The organism is Streptomyces sp. NPDC002176, assembly GCF_044903645.1.
GTDB lineage: Bacteria > Actinomycetota > Actinomycetes > Streptomycetales > Streptomycetaceae > Streptomyces.
In genome coordinates, this window is sequence record NZ_JBJDQW010000001.1 from 1,328,184 (window position 1) to 1,350,945 (window position 22,762).

General features: G+C 71.6%; 20 protein-coding genes. 14 read left to right on the forward strand and 6 right to left on the reverse strand.

The window, feature by feature from the left end; all coding sequences use genetic code 11:
• Positions 1–60 precede the first annotated feature (60 nt).
• The 10 genes from ACI2LY_RS05945 to pssA all read left to right on the forward strand — a co-directional run bounded on the left by ACI2LY_RS05945 (position 61) and on the right by pssA (position 12,265).
• Positions 61–927, forward strand: a complete 867-nt coding sequence (locus tag ACI2LY_RS05945) for an alpha/beta fold hydrolase (RefSeq protein ID WP_404706064.1) — start codon at positions 61–63, stop codon at positions 925–927.
• 397 nt (positions 928–1,324) lie between these two features.
• Positions 1,325–3,130, forward strand: coding sequence for a 3-hydroxyacyl-CoA dehydrogenase family protein (locus ACI2LY_RS05950; protein ID WP_404706065.1), 1,806 nt, complete (start codon positions 1,325–1,327; stop codon positions 3,128–3,130).
• Between the two features lie 151 nt (positions 3,131–3,281).
• Positions 3,282–4,097, forward strand: a complete 816-nt coding sequence (locus ACI2LY_RS05955; protein WP_404706066.1) for a TetR family transcriptional regulator — start codon at positions 3,282–3,284, stop codon at positions 4,095–4,097.
• 420 nt (positions 4,098–4,517) lie between these two features.
• Positions 4,518–5,861, forward strand: a complete 1,344-nt coding sequence (ccrA, locus tag ACI2LY_RS05960; protein ID WP_404706067.1) for a crotonyl-CoA carboxylase/reductase — start codon at positions 4,518–4,520, stop codon at positions 5,859–5,861.
• 10 nt (positions 5,862–5,871) lie between these two features.
• Positions 5,872–7,917 (forward strand): protein meaA, encoded by a 2,046-nt coding sequence (locus ACI2LY_RS05965; protein WP_404706068.1) that lies wholly within the window; start codon positions 5,872–5,874, stop codon positions 7,915–7,917.
• A complete protein-coding gene (locus ACI2LY_RS05970; RefSeq protein WP_404706069.1) occupies positions 7,914–8,873 on the forward strand; it encodes an HpcH/HpaI aldolase/citrate lyase family protein in 960 nt (319 codons plus the stop codon). Before ACI2LY_RS05965 ends, ACI2LY_RS05970 begins: the two co-directional genes overlap by 4 nt.
• Before the next feature lie 2 nt (positions 8,874–8,875).
• Positions 8,876–9,388 carry a MaoC family dehydratase gene (locus tag ACI2LY_RS05975; protein ID WP_030809541.1) on the forward strand — a complete coding sequence of 171 codons (513 nt, stop codon included), beginning with the start codon at positions 8,876–8,878 and terminating at the stop codon, positions 9,386–9,388.
• A complete protein-coding gene (locus ACI2LY_RS05980) occupies positions 9,389–10,594 on the forward strand; it encodes an acyl-CoA dehydrogenase family protein (RefSeq protein WP_404706070.1) in 1,206 nt (401 codons plus the stop codon).
• Positions 10,595–10,764: 170 nt separating this feature from the next.
• The gene (locus tag ACI2LY_RS05985; protein WP_404706071.1) at positions 10,765–11,424 is read left to right on the forward strand and encodes a phosphatidylserine decarboxylase; all 660 of its coding nucleotides are present in this window, start codon (positions 10,765–10,767) and stop codon (positions 11,422–11,424) included.
• Positions 11,411–12,265 (forward strand): CDP-diacylglycerol--serine O-phosphatidyltransferase, encoded by an 855-nt coding sequence (gene pssA / locus ACI2LY_RS05990; RefSeq protein ID WP_389002163.1) that lies wholly within the window; start codon positions 11,411–11,413, stop codon positions 12,263–12,265. Before ACI2LY_RS05985 ends, pssA begins: the two co-directional genes overlap by 14 nt.
• A gap of 87 nt (positions 12,266–12,352) precedes the next feature.
• Here pssA and ACI2LY_RS05995 read toward each other — a convergent pair whose 3' ends face one another.
• Complete coding sequence (locus tag ACI2LY_RS05995; RefSeq protein ID WP_404706072.1) at positions 12,353–13,471, reverse strand: glycerate kinase; 1,119 nt, start codon at positions 13,469–13,471, stop codon at positions 12,353–12,355.
• A 152-nt stretch (positions 13,472–13,623) separates the two neighbouring features.
• Between ACI2LY_RS05995 and ACI2LY_RS06000 the strand changes: the two genes are divergently transcribed.
• Together ACI2LY_RS06000 and ACI2LY_RS06005 are read left to right on the forward strand one after the other, a co-directional pair.
• The gene (locus tag ACI2LY_RS06000; protein WP_404706073.1) at positions 13,624–14,118 is read left to right on the forward strand and encodes an NUDIX domain-containing protein; all 495 of its coding nucleotides are present in this window, start codon (positions 13,624–13,626) and stop codon (positions 14,116–14,118) included.
• Positions 14,119–14,300: 182 nt separating this feature from the next.
• The gene (locus ACI2LY_RS06005) at positions 14,301–15,038 is read left to right on the forward strand and encodes an SIR2 family NAD-dependent protein deacylase (protein WP_404706074.1); all 738 of its coding nucleotides are present in this window, start codon (positions 14,301–14,303) and stop codon (positions 15,036–15,038) included.
• A gap of 31 nt (positions 15,039–15,069) precedes the next feature.
• On the opposite strand, the gene ACI2LY_RS06010 is transcribed toward ACI2LY_RS06005, so the two are convergent.
• The 3 genes from ACI2LY_RS06010 to ACI2LY_RS06020 form a co-directional block, all read right to left on the reverse strand.
• Complete coding sequence (locus ACI2LY_RS06010) at positions 15,070–15,579, reverse strand: methylated-DNA--[protein]-cysteine S-methyltransferase (protein WP_404706075.1); 510 nt, start codon at positions 15,577–15,579, stop codon at positions 15,070–15,072.
• An 86-nt stretch (positions 15,580–15,665) separates the two neighbouring features.
• Positions 15,666–17,165, reverse strand: a complete 1,500-nt coding sequence (locus tag ACI2LY_RS06015; RefSeq protein WP_404706076.1) for a DNA-3-methyladenine glycosylase 2 family protein — start codon at positions 17,163–17,165, stop codon at positions 15,666–15,668.
• A 65-nt stretch (positions 17,166–17,230) separates the two neighbouring features.
• Positions 17,231–18,097 (reverse strand): methylenetetrahydrofolate reductase, encoded by an 867-nt coding sequence (locus ACI2LY_RS06020; RefSeq protein ID WP_404706077.1) that lies wholly within the window; start codon positions 18,095–18,097, stop codon positions 17,231–17,233.
• A 233-nt stretch (positions 18,098–18,330) separates the two neighbouring features.
• Between ACI2LY_RS06020 and ACI2LY_RS06025 the strand changes: the two genes are divergently transcribed.
• Complete coding sequence (locus ACI2LY_RS06025; protein WP_404706078.1) at positions 18,331–20,397, forward strand: hypothetical protein; 2,067 nt, start codon at positions 18,331–18,333, stop codon at positions 20,395–20,397.
• Positions 20,398–20,418: 21 nt separating this feature from the next.
• On the opposite strand, the gene ACI2LY_RS06030 is transcribed toward ACI2LY_RS06025, so the two are convergent.
• The gene (locus tag ACI2LY_RS06030) at positions 20,419–20,775 is read right to left on the reverse strand and encodes an ArsR/SmtB family transcription factor (protein WP_404706079.1); all 357 of its coding nucleotides are present in this window, start codon (positions 20,773–20,775) and stop codon (positions 20,419–20,421) included.
• 178 nt (positions 20,776–20,953) lie between these two features.
• Between ACI2LY_RS06030 and ACI2LY_RS06035 the strand changes: the two genes are divergently transcribed.
• Positions 20,954–22,381, forward strand: coding sequence for an MFS transporter (locus ACI2LY_RS06035; protein WP_404706080.1), 1,428 nt, complete (start codon positions 20,954–20,956; stop codon positions 22,379–22,381).
• 6 nt (positions 22,382–22,387) lie between these two features.
• Here the strand turns inward: ACI2LY_RS06035 and ACI2LY_RS06040 are convergent, their stop codons facing one another.
• Positions 22,388–22,699 (reverse strand): DUF6980 family protein, encoded by a 312-nt coding sequence (locus ACI2LY_RS06040; RefSeq protein WP_404706081.1) that lies wholly within the window; start codon positions 22,697–22,699, stop codon positions 22,388–22,390.
• Positions 22,700–22,762: the final 63 nt, after the last annotated feature.

A 22,762-nucleotide genomic window follows, 5' to 3' on the forward strand; every position in this document is an offset into this window, starting at 1 on the left:
AACCGAAGCGTGTTTGCGTGGCCAGGAGATAACCGGACTCAGCACCTGAAGGGGTTAGACATGAACTCGGTGCACCACCGGACCGCCACCGTCGACGGGCACGAGATCTTCTACCGCGAGGCCGGACCGGCCGACGCCCCCGCGATCGTCCTGCTGCACGGCTACCCGACCAGCTCGTTCATGTTCCGCGAGCTCATCCCGCTGCTGGCGGACACCTACCGCGTCATCGCGCCGGACCACCTCGGCTTCGGCCTCTCCGACGCCCCGGACGCGGCGGACTTCGCCTACACCTTCGACGCCCTCGCGGACATCACCGCCGAACTGCTCGACCAGCTGGGCCTGGACCGCTACGCCCTCTACGTCCAGGACTACGGCGCCCCCGTCGGCTGGCGCCTCGCACTCAAGCACCCCGAGCGGATCACCGCCCTCGTCACCCAGAACGGCAACGGCTACGAGGACGGCTTCGTCGAGTCGTTCTGGACCGACGTCTGGGCCTACGGGGAGAACCCCGGCCCCGACACCGAACCCGCCGTACGCCCGGCGCTGGGCATCGACGCCATCCGCTGGCAGTACCTGCACGGCGTGCCCGACCCGAGCGTGGTCAGCCCGGACACCTGGGAACACGACTTCGCCCTGGTCTCCCGGCCGGGCAACGACCAGATCCAGCTCGCCCTGTTCCGCGACTACCGCGACAACCGCCCGCTCTACCCGCGGTTGCACGAATTCCTGCGCACCACCGAGGTACCGGTGCTCGCCGTGTGGGGCCGCAACGACGAGATCTTCGGCCCGGACGGCGCCCGAGCCTTCGCCCGCGACGCCGAGGACGCGGAGGTACACCTGATCGACGGCGGCCACTTCCTGCTGGAGAGCCACCTGGACGTCGTCGCGGGGTATCTGCGCGGGTTCCTCGGCAGGGTGCTGGGCTGACGGCCAGGGGGACGAACGGGGGCCGGACGACGGGGGGTTCGAGCGGGCGGGGCACCGATGGCGCGTTCACGGTGCCGAGCCCAACCATCGGCACGCCAGTTCCCGCCAACCACTGGCGCGCTCGTTACTCACTGGTTAAGCTCAGACGAGCGAGTTACCCACTCGCGCTTCGGCTGGCGACGGTCTGGTGACGCAACCGTCGAGAGCACGACCCGGCTCCGGGACAGGGCCGGTCGGCAAGTTGGACCGTCCTGGGCGTGTGCGCGCCCGACATGACGGCACCGGGCGTGTGCGCTTCGCGGCCCGGCAACACCCGCATCCCCGCGCTCCGTCGCGTGTGCACCTTCACGCGTCCGGCGCGTTCCCTCGTCGTCACCACTCTTCCTGGAGTTCCGCGATGGCCACTCCCCTGTCCCACACCCCTCCCTCCCCGCTCCGGACGATCGCCGTGGTCGGTCTCGGCACCATGGGCACCGGTCTCACCGAGGTCCTGGCGCGGGCCGGTCGCGAGGTGGTCGGCATCGACATCGACGCCTCGCAGGCCGCCCGGTGCGTCCAGGCGCTGGAGACCTCCACCGCCCGCGCCGTCGAGCGCGGTCGGCTCACCGAGCCCGAGCGCGCGGCCCTGCTGGACCGGGTCACCACCTCCACCGACCTCGCGGCGGCGGCCGACGCCGACCTCGTGATCGAGGTGGCCCCGGAGTCGTACGAGATCAAGCAGCAGATCCTCTCCGAACTCGACCGCGTGGTGCGGCCGGAGACGATCCTGGCCACCGGCACCAACGCGCTGTCGGTCACCCGGCTCGCCGCCGGTTCGGACCACCCCGAGCGCGTCCTCGGCCTGCACTTCTTCAACCCGGTGCAGGCGATGAAGCTGGTGGAGGTGGTGTCCTCGGTGCTGACCGCGCCGCAGGCGGTCACCGCCGTCACCGATCTCGCGGTGGAGCTGGGCAAGGAGCCGGTCGCGGTCGGCGACCGTCCCGGATTCGTCGCGGACGGCCTGCTGTTCGGCTATCTGAACCAGGCCGCCGCGATGTACGAGGCGCGGTACGCCTCCCGCGAGGACATCGACGCGGCGATGCGGCTGGGCTGCGGTCTGCCGATGGGCCCGCTCGCCCTGCTGGACCTGATCGGCGTGGACACCGCCCGCCGGGTCCTGGAGGCGATGTACGCCGAGTCCCGCGACCGTCTGCACGCCCCGGCCCCCATCCTGAAGCAGCTCAGCCAGGCGGGCCTGACCGGCCGCAAGGCGGGCCGCGGCTTCTACACCTACGCGGCCCCCGGCAGCGCCGAGACCGTCCCGGACGCCCTCACCCCGGCGCCCGGCGACAGCGCGACGGCGGGCCGTACGGTGCGCTCGGTGGGCGTCGCCGGGTCCGGCACGATGGCGTCGGGCATCGCGGAGGTGTTCGCCAAGGCCGGGTTCGAGGTGATCCTGGCCGCCCGCAGCGAGGAGAAGGCGCAGGCCGCCAAGGCGCGCGTCGGCAAGTCGCTGGACCGCTCGGTCGCCAAGGGCCGCCTGACCGCCGAGTCGGCGGCCGGGATGCTGGAGCGGATCACCCCGGCGGGCGGCTACGAGGCGTTCGCCGACGTGGACCTGGCCGTGGAGGCGGTCGCGGAGGACCTGGACGTCAAGCGGCAGCTCTTCCAGGCGCTGGACAAGGTCTGCAAGCCGGGCGCGGTCCTGGCCACCACCACCTCCTCGCTGCCCGTCGTGGCCTGCGCCCGCGCCACCTCGCGTCCGCAGGACGTGATCGGCATGCACTTCTTCAACCCGGCCCCGGCGATGAAGCTGGTGGAGGTGGTGCGCACGGTGCTCACCGCCGACGACACCCACGCCACCGTCCGCGAGGTCTGCGCCCGCCTGGGCAAGCACCCGGTGGACTGCGGCGACCGGGCGGGCTTCATCGTGAACGCGCTGCTGTTTCCGTACCTGAACAACGCGATCAAGATGGTCGAGGAGCACTACGCGACCCTGGACGACATCGACGCGGCGATGCGGCTGGGCGGCGGCTACCCGATGGGCCCGTTCGAACTGCTGGACGTGGTCGGGCTCGACGTCTCGCTGGCCATCGAGAAGGTGCTGCACCGCGAGTTCCGCGACCCGGGTCTCGCCCCGGCGCCGCTGCTGGAGCACCTGGTGGCGGCGGGCTGCCTGGGCCGCAAGACCGGCCGGGGCTTCCGCGAGTATGCCCGCCGCTGACGGCGATGGTTTCCGGGACGGACCGGAGTGGGGCGGGCTGCTCGAACCGGGCGGCCTCACCCCGCCCGGCCGGGCCCCCGCCCGCTCCGGGGACGAGGAGGGCCTCCCGGCACCCGCGCGTGGGACGGCGTCGATGCAGTACGTTCGGGTCATGTCCCAGCCCGTCAGGTCCTCACGTACATCCGCCGCCTCCGACGCCCCGGAGAGCGCCGTGGGCGGTCGCGCCGCCGCCCAGCGGCTGAAGATGCGCCGGGAACTGGCGGCGGCCGCGATGGAACTCTTCGCGTCCAAGGGGTACGAGGCGACCACGGTCGACGAGATCGCCGCGGCGGCCGGGGTCGCCCGGCGCACCTTCTTCCGCCACTTCCGCTCCAAGGAAGAGGCGATCTTCCCCGACCACGACGACACCCTGATCCGGGCCGAGGCGGTGCTCAACGCGGCCCCGGCGCACGAGCATCCGCTCGACACCGTGTGCCGCGGGATCAAGGAAGTCATGAAGATGTACGCGGCCCAGCCGGAGATCTCGGTGGCCCGCTACCGGCTGACCCGCGAGGTGCCGACGCTGCGCGAGGCGGAGATCGCCTCGGTGGCCCGCTACGAGCGGCTGTTCACCCGCTATCTGCTGGGCCACTTCGACGAGCGGGCGCACGCCGACGACGCCAACGACGACCCGCTGCTGGCCGAGGTCGCCGCGTCCGCCGTGGTCACCGCGCACAACCATGTGCTGCGGCGCTGGCTGCGGGCGGACGGCCAGGGCGATGTGGAGGCGCAGCTCGACCACGCCTTCGCCATCGTCCGCCGGACCTTCGGCACCGGCATCGGGGCGGGCCGGAGCACGGCCACCGGCGCCGACCGGGCCCCGGCCGCGGTCTCCGCGCACGGCGAGGTGCTGGTGACGGTCGCCCGCACCGACGCCCCGCTGGACGAGGTCATGCGGACCATCGAGCAGGCGCTCAAGGAACGCTGACCGGTTTTCTCATCTTGTGCCGACGGCCACCCTCCGGGGTGGCCGTTTTGGCATGCCGGGGGCCGATTTCACCGGGCTTTCCGGCGCCGTTCGATCGATCATCGCTCATTTGTTACGTAAAGATTTCATGTGAGGCCAATTTCTGGCACTCAGTGCCTTGCCGCCTGACACGCGGTGTCATACGTTGAGAGTGTCCGGACGGCCGGCGCGTAGCGAAATCCCGCGCGTCGGCTGTCCCCGCAAGCCACCCGGCTCGCGCGTCCGGACGCCTGCGTCACAGGCAACCTCCCGCGCCACAAAGCGCCGCCGAAGCATCCGCCGCCACCAGACGGCACCCCCCTCGCACCCCCGAGCGCACTTCCCGCACCGACGAAACCCCAGCGCCCCTCCCTCAGGGCGCTCACCGCCGGAGGCAATACCGTGACCGTGAAGGACATCCTCGCCGCGATCCAGTCGCAGGACGCCACGTCCGCCGACTTCGCCGCGATCCCGCTGCCCGAGTCGTACCGCGCGATCACCGTGCACAAGGACGAGACGGAGATGTTCGCGGGCCTCGAGACCCGCGACAAGGACCCCCGCAAGTCCACCCACCTCGACGAGGTGCCGCTGCCCGAGCTGGGCCCCGGCGAGGCCCTGGTGGCCGTCATGGCCTCCTCGGTGAACTACAACTCGGTGTGGACCTCGATCTTCGAGCCGCTGTCCACCTTCGGGTTCCTGGAGCGCTACGGCCGCACCAACGAGCTGGCCAAGCGGCACGACCTGCCGTACCACATCATCGGCTCCGACCTCGCGGGCGTCGTCCTGCGCACCGGCCCCGGCGTGAACGCCTGGAAGCCCGGTGACGAGGTCGTCGCGCACTGTCTGTCCGTCGAGATGGAGTCCTCGGACGGCCACAACGACACGATGCTCGACCCCGAGCAGCGCATCTGGGGCTTCGAGACCAACTTCGGCGGACTGGCGGAGATAGCGCTCGTCAAGTCCAACCAGCTGATGCCGAAGCCCGGCCACCTGAGCTGGGAGGAGGCCGCCGCCCCCGGTCTGGTCAACTCCACCGCCTACCGCCAGCTCGTCTCCAAGAACGGCGCCGGGATGAAGCAGGGCGACAACGTGCTGATCTGGGGCGCCAGCGGCGGACTCGGCTCGTACGCCACCCAGTTCGCGCTGGCCGGTGGCGCCAACCCGATCTGTGTCGTCTCCAGCGACCAGAAGGCCGACATCTGCCGCTCGATGGGCGCCGAGGCGATCATCGACCGCAACGCCGAGGGCTACAAGTTCTGGAAGGACGAGCGGACCCAGGACCCCAAGGAGTGGAAGCGCTTCGGCAAGCGCATCCGCGAGCTGACCGGCGGCGAGGACATCGACATCGTCTTCGAGCACCCCGGCCGCGAGACCTTCGGCGCGTCCGTCTTCGTCACCCGCAAGGGCGGCACCATCACCACCTGCGCCTCGACCTCGGGCTACATGCACGAGTACGACAACCGCTACCTGTGGATGTCGCTCAAGCGCATCATCGGCTCCCATTTCGCCAACTACCGCGAGGCGTGGGAGGCCAACCGCCTGATCGCCAAGGGCAAGATCCACCCGACGCTGTCCAAGGTGTACTCCCTGGAGGACACCGGCCAGGCCGCCCACGACGTGCACCGCAATGCGCACCAGGGCAAGGTCGGCGTGCTGTGCCTGGCCCCCGAGGAGGGACTCGGCGTGCGCGACGCCGAGCTGCGCGCCGAGCACATCGACGCGATCAACCGCTTCCGGAACGTCTGAGGAGCGAACCGTGACAGAGCGTCAGGCGCCGCAGGCGCGTCAGAAGGACCGTCCGTGGCTCATGCGGACCTACGCCGGGCACTCGACGGCGGAGGCGTCCAACGAGCTGTACCGGCGCAACCTCGCCAAGGGCCAGACCGGTCTGTCGGTGGCGTTCGACCTGCCCACCCAGACCGGCTACGACGCCGACCACATCCTCGCCCGCGGCGAGGTCGGCCGGGTCGGCGTGCCCGTCTCGCATCTGGGTGACATGCGCAGGCTGTTCCAGGACATCCCGCTGGACCAGATGAACACCTCGATGACGATCAACGCGACCGCCATGTGGATGCTGGCGCTCTACCAGGTCGTCGCCGAGGAGCAGGGTGTGGACATCACCCGGCTCCAGGGCACGACCCAGAACGACATCGTCAAGGAGTACCTCTCGCGCGGGACGCACGTCTTCCCGCCGGGACCCTCGCTCCGGCTGACGACCGACATGATCGCGTACACGGTCTCCCACATCCCCAAGTGGAACCCGATCAACATCTGCAGCTACCACCTGCAGGAGGCCGGGGCCACGCCGGTCCAGGAGATCGCGTACGCCATGTCCACCGCGATCGCGGTGCTCGACGCCGTGCGCGACTCCGGCCAGGTGCCGCAGGAGCGCATGGGCGACGTGGTGGCCCGGATCTCCTTCTTCGTCAACGCGGGCGTCCGCTTCGTCGAGGAGATGTGCAAGATGCGGGCGTTCGGCCGCATCTGGGACCAGGTCACCCGTGAGCGCTACGGCATCGAGAACCCCAAGCAGCGCCGGTTCCGCTACGGCGTCCAGGTCAACTCGCTCGGCCTGACCGAGGCGCAGCCGGAGAACAACGTCCAGCGGATCGTGCTGGAGATGCTGGCCGTCACGCTGTCGAAGGACGCCCGCGCGCGTGCCGTGCAGCTGCCCGCCTGGAACGAGGCGCTGGGCCTGCCCCGCCCCTGGGACCAGCAGTGGTCGCTGCGCATCCAGCAGGTGCTGGCGCACGAGAGCGATCTGCTGGAGTACGAGGACATCTTCGCCGGGTCGCACGTCATCGAGGAGAAGGTGGCCTCCCTGGTCGACGACTCCTTCGCGGAGATGGCCCGGATCGAGGAGATGGGCGGCGCGATGGCCGCCGTCGAATCGGGTTACCTGAAGGCCCAGTTGGTGGCCTCGCACGCCGAGCGGCGGGCGCGGATCGAGTCCGGCGACGAGAAGATCATCGGCGTCAACATCTTCGAGACCACCGAACCCAACCCGCTCACCGCCGACCTGGACACCGCGATCCAGACGGTCGACCCGGCCGTCGAGAACCGGGTGATCAAGGCCCTGGGCACCTGGCGGGACACCCGCTACCAGCCGCCCTTCAACCACCCGCGCCCCTGCAAGGCGCTGGAGAAGCTGAAGGAGGCCGCGAAGGGCACCGCCAACCTCATGGAGGCCACCCTGGAGTGCGCCCGCGCCGGTGTCACGACCGGCGAGTGGGCGGGGGCGCTGCGCGAGGTGTTCGGCGAGTACCGGGCGCCCACCGGCGTCTCCTCCGCCCCCGTGGCGGTCCCCGCCGAGGCGGGCTCCGCGATGGCCGGGGTGCGGGCCCGGGTGGACGCCACCGCCCGTGACCTGGGCGTGGGCAAGCTGCGCTTCCTGGTCGGCAAGCCGGGCCTGGACGGGCACTCCAACGGCGCCGAGCAGATCGCCGTACGCGCCCGTGACGCCGGGTTCGAGGTGGTCTACCAGGGCATCCGGCTGACCCCGGAGCAGATCGTGGACGCGGCCCTCGCGGAGGACGTGCACGCGGTCGGCCTGTCCATCCTGTCCGGCTCGCACGCCCAGCTGGTGCCGGACGTGCTGGACCGGCTGCGCGAGGCCGGAGCGCACGACATCCCGGTCATCGCGGGCGGGATCATCCCGAACGCGGACGCCGAACTGCTGAAGTCGGCCGGTGTCGCGGCCGTGTTCACCCCGAAGGACTTCGACATCACCGGAATCATCGGCCGTATCGTCGACGAGATCCGCACAGCGAACAAGCTCGACCCCCTGGAGGTCCCCGCATGACTGTCAACCGTCTGCGTCCGCGCCGCTCCTGTCTGGCGGTGCCGGGGAGCAACCCGCGCTTCCTGGAGAAGGCGCAGGGGCTGCCCGCCGACCAGGTCTTCCTGGACCTGGAGGACGCGTGCGCGCCGCTCGCCAAGCCGGAGGCGCGGCACACCATCGTCAAGTTCCTCAACGAGGGCGACTGGACGGGCAAGACGCGGGTCGTGCGGGTGAACGACTGGACGACCGAGTGGACGTACCGCGACGTCGTGACGGTGGTCGAGGGCGCCGGTCCCAACCTGGACTGCATCATGCTGCCCAAGGTGCAGAACGCCCAGCAGATCGTCGCCCTGGACCTGCTGCTGACGCAGATCGAGAAGACGATGGGCTTCGAGGTCGGCCGGATCGGCATCGAGGCCCAGATCGAGAACGCGCAGGGCCTGAACAACGTCAACGAGATCGCGCAGGCGTCCCCGCGCATCGAGACGATCATCTTCGGCCCGGCCGACTTCATGGCGTCCATCAACATGAAGTCGCTGGTCGTGGGCGAGCAGCCGCCCGGCTACCCGGCGGACGCCTACCACTACATCCTGATGAAGATCCTGATGGCCGCCCGCGCCAACGACCTCCAGGCGATCGACGGCCCCTACCTCCAGATCAAGAACGTCGACGGCTTCCGCGAGGTCGCCGGCCGCGCCGCCGCGCTCGGCTTCGACGGCAAGTGGGTGCTGCACCCCGGCCAGGTGGAGGCGGCCAACGAGGTCTTCTCGCCCTCGCAGGAGGACTACGACCACGCCGAGCTGATCCTCGACGCCTACGAGTACTGCACCTCCGAGGCGGGCGGCAAGAAGGGTTCGGCGATGCTCGGCGACGAGATGATCGACGAGGCCAGCCGCAAGATGGCCCTGGTCATCGCGGGCAAGGGCCGCGCGGCCGGGATGCGGCGGACGACCAAGTTCGAGATTCCGGAGGCGTGAGCATGCAGTTCGGGCGCACCTACGAGGAGTTCGAGGTCGGGGCGGTCTACAAGCACTGGCCCGGCAAGACGGTCACCGAGTACGACGACCACCTCTTCTGCCTCCTCACCATGAACCACCACCCGCTCCACATGGACGCCAACTACGCCGAGAGCACGACCGACTTCGGCAAGAACGTGGTGGTCGGCAACTACATCTACTCGCTGCTGCTCGGCATGTCGGTGCCGGACGTGTCCGGCAAGGCGATCGCCAACCTGGAGATCGAGTCGCTGAAGCACGTGGCGCCGACCTTCCACGGCGACACGATCTACGGCGAGACGACCGTGCTCGACAAGTGGCCGTCGAAGTCGAAGAACGACCGCGGGATCGTGCACGTCGAGACCAAGGGCTACAAGCAGGACGGCACCCTGGTGTGCGTCTTCCGCCGCAAGGTCATGGTGCCGACCGAGACGTACATCAAGGAGCGGGGCGGCGAGCAGCCGGGCCGCCCGGAGCTCAAGGAGCAGGTGAAGTAGATGGCGCGCCTCGCCCGGACCGCCGGTCTGACGGACATCCAGCAGGAGATCCTCTCCACCGTCCGCGACTTCGTGGACAAGGAGATCATCCCGGTCGCCACCGAGCTGGAGCACCGCGACGAGTACCCGCAACAGATCGTGGACGGCCTGAAGGAACTGGGCCTCTTCGGACTGATGATCCCCGAGGAGTACGGGGGCCTGGGCGAGTCGCTGCTCACCTACGCGCTGTGCGTGGAGGAGATCGCCCGCGGCTGGATGTCGGTCTCCGGCATCATCAACACGCACTTCATCGTGGCGTACATGCTCAAGCAGCACGGCACGCAGGAGCAGAAGGACCACTTCCTGCCGCGCATGGCGGCGGGCGACATCCGGGGCGCGTTCTCGATGTCGGAGCCCGCGCTCGGCTCGGACGTGTCGGCCATCACGTCGAAGGCGGTGAAGGACGGCGAGGAATACGTCCTGAACGGCCAGAAGATGTGGCTGACGAACGGCGGCACGTCCTCGCTGGTGGCCGTTCTGGTCCGCAGTGACGAAGGACACCCCGAGGGCACCGCGCCCCACAAGTCCATGACGACCTTCCTGGTGGAGAAGGAGCCCGGCTTCGGCGAGGTCCGGCCCGGTCTCACCATCCCCGGCAAGATCGACAAGATGGGGTACAAGGGCGTCGACACCACCGAGCTGATCATGGACGGTCTGCGGGTGCCCGCGGACCGGGTGCTCGGCGGCGTCACGGGCCGGGGTTTTTACCAAATGATGGACGGCGTCGAGGTCGGCCGCGTCAACGTCGCGGCCCGTGGCTGCGGTGTCGCCCAGCGCGCCTTCGAGCTGGGCGTCCAGTACGCGCAGCAGCGGCACACCTTCGGCAAGCAGATCGCCCAGCACCAGGCCATCCAGTTCAAGCTGGCCGAGATGGCGACCAAGGTCGAGGCCGCGCATGCGATGATGGTGAACGCCGCGCGCAAAAAGGACTCCGGGGAGCGAAACGACCTGGAGGCCGGAATGGCCAAGTACCTGGCCTCCGAGTACTGCAAGGAGGTCGTCGAGGACGCCTTCCGCATCCACGGCGGCTACGGCTTCTCCAAGGAGTACGAGATCGAGCGCCTGTACCGCGAGGCGCCGATGCTGCTGATCGGCGAGGGTACCGCCGAGATCCAGAAAATGATCATCGGCCGCCGACTGCTCGAAGAGTATCGATTCCAGGGCTGATTGTCCCGAGACGGGGTGTTTTCTCCGAGAAGAAGATCACACCCCGTCGACGCTCTTCGGCCGCCGACTCGGCTTCCTGGCTTGCCCAGTTGCGCCCCGCGCCCGGTACGATCCCCGGAAAGCCGCCGTCCCCCGTCATTGCGCGGCATCATCCGCTACGAAGGTCATCCATGCCCCACAGCCAAACCTCTGCACCCAGCGACAGCCGAGCCGGCGGCGTACGCCTCGCGCGCGGAGCATCGCCGTGGCTCCTCCCGACCGTCGCCACCGCAGCCCTCAGCCTGGCGCGCTCCCGCCGCTCGGGCGTCGCCAAGGCCGTCGCCGTGCCCGCCACCGCTCTCGCGGCGGGCATGCTGTGGTTCTTCCGCGACCCCGAGCGCGAGATCGCCACGGGCCGCGTCATCTCGCCCGCCGACGGTGTGGTGCAGAGCATCATGCCCTGGAAGGACGGCCGCACCCGCGTAGCCATCTTCATGAGCCCGCTCAATGTCCACGTCAACCGGGCGCCCCTCGCGGGCACCGTGACGTCGGTCGAGCACATCCCCGGCGGCTTTGTTCCGGCTTTCAACAAGGAGAGCGAGAACAACGAGCGCGTAGTCTGGCATTTCGACACCGAACTCGGCGACATCGAGATGATCCAGATCGCGGGCGCGGTGGCCCGTCGCATCGTGCCCTACATCCCTGAGGGCACGAAGGTCGAGCAGGGCGACCGCATCGGCCTGATCCGCTTCGGCTCGCGTGTCGACCTCTACCTGCCGGAGGGCGTGGAGGTCGACGTCGAGGTCGGTCAGAAGACCGTGGCTGGGGTGACTCGCATTGACCGTGATTGATCCAGAGACACAGGCGGGCTGGGTGCCCGAGGCCGACGAGGCGGGCGACGAGGAGGAGATGCCCCTCTCTATGCGCCTGTCGATAGCGGACACGCTCACGCTCGGCAACGCGACCTGCGGCTTCATGGCGGTGTACTTCACCACCACCGGCATCCTCATCCCGCACCTCACCGGCAGCCAGGAATCCGGCATGGCCCGCCACAGCGCGGCCACGGCGGTCATCCTGATGCTCTGCGCGGCGGTCTTCGACCTGTTCGACGGGCTGGTGGCGCGCAAGCTGCGCTCCTCCCCGATGGGCGCGGAGCTGGACAACCTCTCCGACCTGATCAGCTTCGGCCTGGCCCCGGCGTACTTCGTCCTGGTCTACGGCATGGTCGCGGACGACGCGCACCAGCGGGTGGCGGCACTCGGGGCGATCGTGGTGCTGCTCGCCGTCGTCCTGCGGCTCGCGCGGTTCTCCTGCGTGACGCTGAAGGACGGCATGTTCCAGGGCATGCCCTCGCCGTTCGGCGCGCTGACGGTCGTCTCCATCGTGCTGCTGGAGCTGCCGTTCCCGGCCACGCTGCTGGCCATCGTGGGCACGGCCTGGCTGATGGTGAGCCGGGTCGAGTACCCGAAGCCGCGCGGCCGCTCCGCCGGTGCCGTGCTCGGCTGGATCGTCCTCTCGATGGGTCTGCTGGCCGCCTGGGCCTTCGACGCCCCGGGCGGACAGCTCCTCCTCCAGACGGGCTGCGCGCTCCAGCTGGTGATGGGCGCGGTGATCCCCCTGTTCGCCACGGCCCGCCGGGTGAACAACTTCCGCGACAACCGCCGGGAGGCCCGCGCGGCGCAGCTGCCGTAGGGCGGACGTAGGGCGGACGGCTTGGCTCGAGGGCCCCGGACCTTTTGGTCCGGGGCCCTCGGTCTGTCCGGTTCCAGGCAGTCGGCCTCAGGTCAGGTGCTGCTCCGCGATCCGGGATGCCAGGCGTTCCAGCAGGGGGCCCGCCTGGGCGATGCAGATGGCGGGGTCGGGGTCCAGGGCGGTCAGGGGGTAGGCCGCGGTGATGCCGGCCCGGTGCAGGGTCTCGGGGGGCAGGGTCAGGCGGCCGCACACCGCGACGACCTCCTTGCCCGCGGCACGGGCCGCCGCGGCCACCCCGGCGGGGGCCTTGCCGCGCAGGGTCTGTTCGTCCAGGGCGCCCTCGCCCGTGATGACCAGGTCGGCGCGGGCCAGGGCCTCGGCGAAGCCCAGGACGTCGAGCATGACCTCGATCCCGGCCCGGAAGCGGGCGCCGAGCAGCAGCGCCGCGTATCCGACACCGCCCGCCGCGCCCGCACCGGGCGCCGCCGCGAGGCCGGGCGCCAGGACGGCCGCGAGGTGGGTGAGGGCCGCGTCCAGGAGGGTCACGTCGGCCGGGGAGGCGCCCTTCTGCGGGCCGTAGACCGCGGCGGCGCCCTGCGGGCCGGTGAGGGGGTTGTCCACGTCGCTCGCCAGGACCAGGTCGACGGAGGCCAGCCGGGGGTCGAGGCCCGTCAGGTCGGCATGGGCGAGGTCGGCGAGTCCTCCGCCGCCCGGCGCGACCGGCTCGCCCCGCGCGTCCAGGAACCGCGCGCCGAGCGCCGTGAGCATCCCGGTGCCGCCGTCCGTCGTGGCGCTCCCGCCGACCCCGAGGACGATCGTCCGGGCGCCCGAGTCCAGCGCGGCCCGCAGCAGCTCCCCGGAGCCGTGGGTGGAAGCGGTGAGCGGGGCGAGGGTCCCGGCCGGGAGGCGGCGCAGTCCGCTCGCCTCGGCCATCTCCACGACCGCGGTGTCCCCGCGTACCGCGAAGGCGGCGGTCACCGGATGCCCGAGCGGTCCGGCGACCCGTACCTCCCGGCGCTCGAACCCGGCCGCGAGGGCCGCGTCCACCGTGCCGTCCCCGCCGTCCGCCACGGGCAGCGTCTCGACCTCCAGGTCCGGTACGGCCCTTCGCAGCCCGGCCGCCACATGGGCGGCGACCTCCGCGGCCGTCAGCGACCCCTTGAACTTGTCCGGGGCGACGAGCACCCCGCGGCCGACACCGTCCACCACTCCACGTCCCCTCACCGCTCGTCCGCCGCCCTCCGGGGGGCGCGGCTGCCACCCTAGGGCCCGTCCCCAACACGCCCCTGACCGGCCCGAACCCCACGACACCGGCCTCCACGAGTCCCTCACCCTGCCGCCTTGGTTACCCTGCCTGGATGACCGCCTCTGACGACTTCGCCACGTACATCGCGGGTCTGCCGCGCGTCCTGTCCGCCGCCGCGACCCTGTTCCGGGACGCGGAGGGGCGGGTGCTGCTCGTCGAGCCGAACTACCGGCCGGGCTGGGGGCTGCCGGGCGGGACGATCGAGTCGGACGACGGCGAGACGCCCCGGCTGGGCGCGCGCCGCGAGACGCTGGAGGAGATCGGCCTGGACCGCGCGCCGGGCCGCCTGCTGGCCGTGGACTGGGTCCCGGTCCCCGGCCACATGCCGCTGGTCGCCTACCTCTACGACGGCGGCGTCCTCACCGACGCCGACCTCAAGGCCATCCGCCTCCAGGAGGAGGAGCTCCTCTCCTGGCGCATGGTCCCCCGCACCGACCTCCCCGACCACCTCCCCCCGCCCCTGGGCCGCCGGGTCCTCGCGGCCCTGGACGCCCTGGAGGAGGGCGACGGCCCCGCGGAACTGGAGAACGGGCACCGGGCGGTCTGACGGGTCCGGGACGAGGCGAAGGGCGCGTATGACCTCCGTGGACGACGACCACCGCTGGCTCGTCGCGGTGTTCGCCGTGCCGGTCGTGCTGCTGACCCTCGTTTCCGCCTTGCGGTGGGCCGTAGGGGGATGAGGGGTATTTCGTTGGCCGGGCGGGGCGGCCCCGGCCTACCCTCGGCGCCATGACCAAGCCTCTCGTCGCCGTGCTCAGCGGCGCGGGCATCTCCACCGACTCCGGCATCCCCGACTACCGGGGCCCGAACGGGCTGTGGCGCCGGGACCCCGAGGCGGAGAAGCTCGTCACCTACGGGTACTACATGGGCGACCCCGAGATCCGTCGGCGGTCCTGGCAGCTGCGGCGCTCCCAGCGTGCCCTGCGCCACGAGCCGAACGCGGCGCATCGGGCGGTGGCCGAGCTGGAGCGCTCGGGGGTTCCCGTACGGGTCCTCACCCAGAACGTGGACGGGCTGCACCAGCGGGCCGGGCTGCCGGAGCGCAAGGTGCTGGAGCTGCACGGCAGCGCGCAGGGCGTGGTCTGCACGAAGTGCCACGCACGCGGTCCGATGGCGGACGCCCTCGCGCGCGTGGAGGCGGGCGAGGACGACCCGCCGTGCCTGACGTGCGGCGGCATCCTGAAGTCGGCGACCGTGATGTTCGGCGAGAACCTCGACCCGGTGGTCCTCGGCCAGGCGCTGGCGATCAGCAAGGCGTGCTCGGTGTTCGTGGCCGTGGGCAGCACCCTCCAGGTGCAGCCCGCCGCCGGGCTGGCCGGGGTCGCGGCGGACCACGGCGCCCGGCTGATCATCGTCAACGCCGAGCCGACCCCATACGACGACCTCGCGGACGAGGTGGTGCGCGAGCCGATCGGCACGGCGCTGCCGGAGCTGCTGCGGACGCTCGTCCCGGTGGGCGACGGCTAGGACGAGTCCGCGAAGTGCCGCCTGGCACGCCCTAGAACAGCACCCCCGCCTCGGCCCGCTCCGAGCCGCGTTCGAAGGCCAGGAGCCGTCGCTTGCGGTCCAGGCCGCCGCCGTAGCCGGTGAGGCTGCCGTCGGAGCCGACGACGCGATGGCAGGGGACGATGATGCCGACCGGGTTGCGGCCGTTGGCGAGGCCGACCGCGCGGGAGGCGCCGGGGGTGCCGAGGGCGAGGGCGAGTTGGCCGTAGCTCCGGGTCTCCCCGTAGGGGATCTCGTTCAGCTGGTCCCAGACCCGGCGCTGGAACGGGGTGCCGTGCAGGCCGAGCCGGACGGTGAACCGCTGGATCTCACCGGCGAAGTAGGCCGCCAACTGCTCCTGGGTCTCGGCGAAGACGCGGATGCTGTCGTCGCGCGGGCCGAAGGTGTCGTCGGCCGGGCGGTGCCGCTGGTCGGTCATGTACAGGCCGCACAGGGCGTCGTCGGCGTCCGCGACGAGGGTCAGCGGCCCGTAGGGGCTGTCGATCACGGTGTGATGTCGCACGGGAATTCCTTACTGGTTCACCCTGAGGCGGTTCAGGTGGTGCGGGCGGTGCGGGCGGTGCGGGCGGTGCGGGCGGTTCAGCCGGTTCAGGCCGGGAGGAAGTTGATCGGGTGGCTGTCGGTCGCCCACAGGTACTGCACGGCGTAGGCCCGCCAAGGGCGCCATGCCTCGGCGCGGGCGGTGAGCGCGGCCGGGGTGGCGGGCAGGCCCAGGGTCTCGGCGGCGCGCCGGACGCCGAGGTCGGTGGGGAGGAAGGCGTCGGGGTCGCCCAGGGCGCGCATGGCGATGACGTCGGCGGTCCAGGGGCCGAAGCCGGGCAGGCTCAGCAACTGGGCGCGGGCCTCGGCCCGGTCGGTCTCGACGCCCAGGTTCAGGGTGCCGTCGGCGAGCGCGCCGACGAGGGTCATCAGGGTGGCGCGGCGGCTGCGCGGCATGGCGAGCGTCTCGGGGTCAACCCCGGCCAGCGCGTCGGGGTCGGGGAAGAGATGGGTGAGCCCGCCCTCGGGGTCGTCCAGCGGTTTGCCGTGCGCGGTGACCAGCCGGGCCGCGTGCGTACGGGCGGCGGCCGTGGACACCTGCTGCCCGAGCACCGCGCGTACGGCGAACTCCGCCTCGTCGACCGTGCGCGGCACCCGGCGCCCCGGCCCGGCGTCCACCAGCGGGGCGAACAGCGGGTCGGCGCGCAGCCGTTCGTCCACGGCGACCGGGTCGGCGTCGAGGTCGAGCAGCCTCCGGCAGCGGCTGATGGCGACGGTGAGGTCCCGCAGGTCGCTCAGGCTGATCCGGCAGCCGATGTGGGTGGCCTCGGGGGTGAGGGCGACGATGCCGTGCCCGTACGGCAGCCGCAGCGTGCGCCGGTAGGCGCCGTCCCGCCACTCCTCCACGCCGGGTACGGCGGTGGCGGCGAGGTGGCCGAAGAGGTTGCTCGGGTTCAGCGGGGCACGGAACGGCAGCCGGAGCGTGAGCGTGCCCGCGGTCCCGGCCGCCTGGGCGCGGGGTGCGCGGGCGCGCAGGTCGGTGGGGGCGAGGGCGAAGACCTCGCGGACGGTGTCGTTGAAGGTGCGGATGGAGGAGAACCCGGCGGCGAAGGCGATCTCCGCCATGGGCAGCGCGGTGGTCTCGATCAGCAGCCGCGCGGTCTGGGCGCGCTGGGCGCGGGCCAGCGAGAGGGGTCCGGCGCCGAGTTCGGCGAGGAGCTGGCGCTCTATCTGGCGGGCGGAGTAGCCGAGCCGGGCGGCGAGTCCGGGCACACCCTCGCGGTCCACGACGCCGTCCGCGATGAGCCGCATGGCGCGCGCCACCAGGTCGGCGCGGTGGTTCCACTCCGGGGAGCCGGGGGTGGCGTCGGGGCGGCACCGCTTGCAGGCGCGGAACCCGGCGCGCTGGCAGGCGGCGGCGCTCGGGTAGAAGGTCATGTTCTCGGGCTTCGGCGGAACCGCGGGGCAGCTCGGGCGGCAGTAGATGCGGGTGGTGAGCACGGCGGTGAAGAACCAGCCGTCGAACCGGGCGTCCTTGGACTGGACGGCGTGCACGTGGTGCTCCCGGCCGAAGGAGGGGGGCTGGGTGCTGGTGGTCGCGTTCCGCATGCCTCCAGCATGGGGCAGGGCGACGCCGGAGGCTGGCGAGTTTCCGACATTCACGTCGGACGGGATCAGCCCCGCCCCTCCCGGTACCGGGTGATCCACTCGGCGGTCGGCCGGAGCCCGCCGAAGGTGTAGAAGTGCAGCTTGACGGTGCCGTGGCGGGCCGGGTCGTAGCCGCCGCCCAGGGCGTCCAGGAAGCGGTCCGGGCCCGCCGTGCCCATGAGGTTGGTCAGCGACAACCCGTACTTCCGGGCGACCGTGGCCCCGGTGCCGACGCCGAACCGGGTCGCGTACCCGAGCAGCCGCCGTACCCCCGCCGGGCCGGGTACGCCGACCCGCACCGGGAGGTGCGTCCCGCGCCCGCGCAGGGCCTCCAGCCAGCTGAGGACGGCGTCGGCGTCGAAGCCGAACTGGGTGATGACCTCGCCCGCTAGCCCCGCCTCCTCGAGCGCGGCCGCCTTGTCGGTGAGCGCGGACCACAGCGTGTCGTCGCCGATCGCCGGGTGCCCCTCCGGGTAGCCGCAGATGCCGACGTGCCGGACCCCGTACCGCTGGAGCAGGCCGCCGCGGATCACGGACAGCGCGTCCTCGTACGGTCCCTCGGGGCGGGCGGGGTCGCCGCCGACCACGAACACGTTCTCCACGGCGCCCGCCTCGGCGAGCCCGGCGAGGAAACGTTCCAGCTCCGCACTGGACGGCAGCCGCCGGGCCGACAGGTGCGGCACCGGCACGAACCCGGAGCCCTTGACCACCCGCGCCGCCGCGAGCCGCATACCGGGGTCCTCGCCCGCGAGGTAGGTGACGTTGATCCGGGTCCCCGGGGCGATGCCGCCGCGCGCCTCCTCCAGTCGGGGCACGTCCTTGCCGGTCATCTCCAGCGAGACCCCGTCGAGCAGCGCCCCGGCCCGGCCGGACACCCCCAGAACCCGTTCCATCACCCTCCGCGACCCTTTCTCCACCGGAACCCCGGCCGATGATGCCACGGGGCCGGGGCGGGCCGGGTCGGAGGTCCCGCTGGTCAGGAAGGGCGGGCGGATTCGAACGCCCGGGGGGACGTGACCGGGGGTAAGGCCGGTCGTTGGCTGTCCGTGGGGCTGGGGCGGGCGCGGGTGGCCGGGGTCGTTCCGGTGCCGCGTGTCCCGTCGTACGAACAGCAGGAGCTCCCACCGTGCCCCTTGCCGGACTCCTCCCCCGGATCTGGACCCAGCTACCCGCGCTGTGCGCGATATCCACGCTGTTCGTGCTGTTCGCCGGGCAGCTGACCGGCGCGCTGCTCCCGAACGCCCCGCTCCTCGTCGCCTCCGCCGCGGCCGGTCTCGCGCTAGACGCCTGCCTCCTGCACCGGTACCCGGCGCTGCTGTCCCCGCTGAGCCGCATCCGACTGGACGTGACCGTACGGCAGTTGCTGCGCGACATGCTGCTGATGGTGGCGCTGCTGCGGATCGACGGCATCGACCCGGAGCGGGAGACGCCCGCGCTGCTCGGCGCGCTGAGCGTGTTCTACGTCCTGCACTTCGCCTGCCAGGCGGTCTCCCTGCTGGTGCGCCGCGCCCGGACCCTGCCGGTCGTGACGCGCAACATCGACGTCTCCGCGCTGCACCCGACCGTCGCGCCGCCGTGCGTCCTGGCCCGCCGGGCCGGTCACCGCCTGCTGGCGTTCTCCGCCCCGGCCACGGCGGGCCTCCTGGTCACCGCCCTTACCGCGCACGCCCGTTGGGGAGCGATCGGCCTCGCCGCCTCCCTCACCCTGATCGGCATGGGCGTGGCCCGGCTGGCCACCTGGCTGCTGCCGGAGAAGCGTGCGGCGAGTGACGCGCGGGTCATGGAGTGGCTGGACGACTGGCTGGCCGAGTACCGGCCGACCGTGGCGATGTACTTCTCCGGCGGCGCCTCCTCCGCCTACCAGGCCAACATGTGGCTCGCCACGCTGGCCGGTCTCGAGCGGCCGCTGATCGTGCTGCGCGAGCGGTTCATGGTGCAGAAGATCGACGCGACGGACGTACCCGTCCTCTGCCTGCCCAAGGTCGCCACGCTGTTCGCGCTGGAGAACTCGACGCTGAAGGCGATACTGCACCCGGCCAACTCCGGTAAGACGTCCCAGGTGTTGCGCATCCCCGCCATCAAGCACGCGTTCATCAACCACGGCGAGAGCGACAAGCTGTCCTCCTGCAACCCCTACGCCAAGGCGTACGACGAGGTGTGGGTGGCGGGACCGGCGGCGCGCGAGCGGTACGCGCTCGCCGACGTCGGGGTGGAGGACAAGGATGTGGTGGAGGTGGGCCGCCCTCAACTAGCCGCGATTCAGGCGTACTCGGGGCCACCGGAAGGCGCGTACACGACGGTGCTGTACGCCCCGACCTGGGAGGGCTGGGACGGCAACCCGGGCAACACCTCGGTGGCCCTCGCGGGCGAGCACATCGTCGCGCAGCTGCTCAACGACCCGCTGGTCCGCGTGCTGTACAAGCCGCACCCGATGACCGGCTCGGTGGACCCGCGCGCGGGCGCGGCCGACGCACGTATCAGGACGCTGATCCGCGAGGCGAACGCGAGGCGCTCCGGCCCCCGGCCCACCCAAGAGGCTCAGGACGAACTGGTGCGCCGCACGGTGGAGTTGGACGGCCTCACCTCGATCGTGTTCCGTGGCGCGGCGGACGAACTGGAGCGGATGATGCTCCAGGGCACCCCCGACGGCGACCGGGAGTCCCGGATCGCACGGGCCACGGCCGCCTGGGAGAAGGCGTACTGGGCGTCGTTCCCCGAGTGGGAGCACCTGATCGTGACCGGCCCCCGCCCGGCCCTGTACGCCTGCTTCAACGTGGCCGACCTGCTGATCAGCGATGTCTCCAGCGTGGTCTCGGACTGGCTGAGCAGCGAGAAGCCGTACGCCGTCGCCAACACCTCGGGGCTGCCCGAGGAGGAGTTCCGGGCCGCCTTCCCCACGGTGTCGGCAGGCACCGTACTCACCCCGGACGCGGCGACCGTACGGTACCTGCTGGACTCGGTGCGCGACCCGCGCCAGGACCGGTACGCGGCCGACCGCGCCAAGCTCAAGGAGCGGTTGCTCGGCCCGGAGGAACCGCCCTCCCCCGAGCGATTCGCCTCGGCCGTACGGGAGTTGTGCGAGAAGTCCGACGAACGCCGGTCGCGCGTGCACGCCCGCCTGTCCCCGGCGATCCCGGCCCCGCGTACGGCGGGCGAAGGCGCCTCGGCCCGGCGAGGGGCCTCGGACACATAGAGAGCATCAGCCGGGCACCCTCTAGACGGCGCCTCCGCGCCCGAGCACCAGGTCCAGCAGACCGGGGAATTGGGCGTCGAACTCCGGCTTGCGGAGCCGGTTGAGGCGCTTGGGCCCCGCGTCCCGCTGCTCCAGGAGCCCCGCTTCGCGCAGCACGGTGAAGTGGCGGCTCAGGGTCGCCTTGGTGACCGGTACGTCGAAGCTGCCGCAGGCCCGCTCCCAGTCCCCGGCGTCGGCCAACTCCCGTACCAGGGTCTGGCGTACGGGGTCGGCGAGGGCGAGCAGGGCGGTCTCCAGCGGGACTTCGTCCGGGGGTGTGTGGACGGGCGGGGTGCGGTGGCTCGTCGCGTCCTGCCGCCGAGGGGTCTGTGCCGCCATGCCTGATCGCTCCGTCTCGCTCGCTTCCGCACACGCCGGGCGTACGGGATTGCAGAGTGTTCGATGATCTGCGTACACTCCAACTGTTCGTTCAGCAGCGAACAGTCTACCGGAGCGACCGGCATACCGCCCTGCGCCCGCACCCCCACTTCCCCTCCCCCGCCCGGAAGGAAGACCCGTGCCCCGGACCCAACCGCACCAGCCCCGGCCAGGACTCACCCTGTTCGCCGCGTGCCTCGGCTTCGTCGTCGTCATCCTCGACGTGAGTGTCGTGAATGTCGCCACCAAGGCGCTCGCCACCGAGTTCGGCGACAGCCTCTCCGGCCTGGAGTGGGTGATCAACGGCTACACCCTCACCTTCGCGGCCTTCCTGCTGACCGCGGGGGCGATGGGCGACCGCTACGACCCCCGGCAGATCTACATCTGGGGCTTCGCGCTCTTCGCCGCGACCTCGCTGGTCTGCGGCGCCGCGCCGACCCTGGTGGCTCTGATCGCGGCCCGGGTCCTCCAGGGCGTGGGCGCCGCGATGATCGTGCCGTCGTCGCTGTCGATCGTGAACACCAACTTCCCCGACCCCCACGAGCGCACCCGCGCGGTGAGCCTGTGGGCGGCGGCGGGCGGCCTCGCCCTGGCCCTCGGCCCGGTGGTGGGCGGCCTGCTGGTGGACGCGCTGGGCTGGCGCTCGATCTTCTTCGTCAACATCCCGATCGCCGCCCTGGGCATCGTCCTCGTCCGGGCCTACGCCCGCCCCGCGCCAGCCGGTGACGCCTCCGCGGCCCGCTCGCTGGACCTGCCGGGCCAGTTGCTCGCCGTGGTCGGACTGGGCGCGCTGACCGGGGCGATCGTGGAGGCCAACGCGCGGGGCTGGACCTCGGCCACCGTGCTGACCTGCCTGGTCGTCTGTGTCCTGGCCCTGACCGGCTTCCTCGCCGCCGAGCGCCGCACCCACGACCCGATGCTGCCGCTGCACCTGTTCCGCCGCCCCGCCTTCACCGCGACCTCGCTCATCGGCGCGCTGCTCAACTTCGCGTTCTACGGCCTCATATTCGTCTTCAGCCTGTTCTTCCAGCAGGTGTGGGACTACTCGCCGATCACCGCGGGCCTGGCGTTCCTGCCCATGACGGCCGCCATCATGATCGCCAACCTGTGCTGCGGCCCCCTGGTCAAGCGGTACGGCGCCCGTTCCGTCCTGATCACCGGCAACACCCTGGCCACCCTCGGCTACTTGGCCACGATCCCGGTCGTCGGCTCGGACTCGTACGCGCGGATGGTCGCCCAGTTCGTGGTCGCCGGGTTCGGCCTCGGCCTGGTCGTACCGTCCATGACCAACGCCATGCTCGGCTCGGTGGACCCCGCCAACGCGGGCATCGCCTCCGGCGTCCTCAACGCCTCACGCCAGCTGGGCGGGCTCATCGGGGTGGCGGTGATGGGGCTGCTGGTGGGGCAGGCGTCCTCGGGCCACTTCCTGACGGGGCTGCGGGCGGCGCTGGCGGCGGCGGTGGTCGCACTCGCGGTCAGCGCGGGGCTGAGCACCTTCGGCCCGCGCAAGCCCCGGCCGATGCCTGTGGCGGAGGCCCTCCAGCCGGTGTCGGCGGAAGCCCGCTGAACCGGTTCACCTTGGTGGGAGCGCGAGCCACCGCTCGTCCTCGAACTCCTCCGGAACGTCGCCCTCCCCCGGCTCGATCCCCCGCCGCTCCAACTCCTCGAACCACCGCTCCCGCCGCGACTCCGGCAACCGCCGCCCACACCAGGGGCAGAACCCGATGCTGCTGCTCGAGGTGCCGCCGTCGTGGATGATCAGCCCGTACTCCTGGAACTTGGCGCTGAACTCGATCAGCGCGTCGGGGCAGGAGTATGGGTCGGCGTGCTGATCGCAGGCCGCGTTCACCTGGCGGCTCATGGTCTCGCAGCAGTGGTTGGTCACGGCGGGAAGTAGATCACGGTCGGTGCTGGTCGGCGGATGGCACCCGTCGTCGCCGGACGGGAC

Bases quoted from the DNA above. Each gene is read 5' to 3' on its own strand.
- ACI2LY_RS05945 (WP_404706064.1), top strand. From the start codon at position 61: ATGAACTCGGTGCACCACCGGACCGCCACCGTCGACGGGCACGAGATC.
- ACI2LY_RS05950 (WP_404706065.1), top strand. From the start codon at position 1,325: ATGGCCACTCCCCTGTCCCACACCCCTCCCTCCCCGCTCCGGACGATC.
- ACI2LY_RS05955 (WP_404706066.1), top strand. From the start codon at position 3,282: ATGTCCCAGCCCGTCAGGTCCTCACGTACATCCGCCGCCTCCGACGCC.
- ACI2LY_RS05970 (WP_404706069.1), top strand. From the start codon at position 7,914: ATGACTGTCAACCGTCTGCGTCCGCGCCGCTCCTGTCTGGCGGTGCCG.
- ACI2LY_RS05975 (WP_030809541.1), top strand. From the start codon at position 8,876: ATGCAGTTCGGGCGCACCTACGAGGAGTTCGAGGTCGGGGCGGTCTAC.
- ACI2LY_RS05980 (WP_404706070.1), top strand. From the start codon at position 9,389: ATGGCGCGCCTCGCCCGGACCGCCGGTCTGACGGACATCCAGCAGGAG.
- ACI2LY_RS05985 (WP_404706071.1), top strand. From the start codon at position 10,765: ATGCCCCACAGCCAAACCTCTGCACCCAGCGACAGCCGAGCCGGCGGC.
- ACI2LY_RS06000 (WP_404706073.1), top strand. From the start codon at position 13,624: ATGACCGCCTCTGACGACTTCGCCACGTACATCGCGGGTCTGCCGCGC.
- ACI2LY_RS06005 (WP_404706074.1), top strand. From the start codon at position 14,301: ATGACCAAGCCTCTCGTCGCCGTGCTCAGCGGCGCGGGCATCTCCACC.
- ACI2LY_RS06015 (WP_404706076.1), bottom strand. From the start codon at position 17,165: ATGCGGAACGCGACCACCAGCACCCAGCCCCCCTCCTTCGGCCGGGAG.
- ACI2LY_RS06020 (WP_404706077.1), bottom strand. From the start codon at position 18,097: ATGGAACGGGTTCTGGGGGTGTCCGGCCGGGCCGGGGCGCTGCTCGAC.
- ACI2LY_RS06030 (WP_404706079.1), bottom strand. From the start codon at position 20,775: ATGGCGGCACAGACCCCTCGGCGGCAGGACGCGACGAGCCACCGCACC.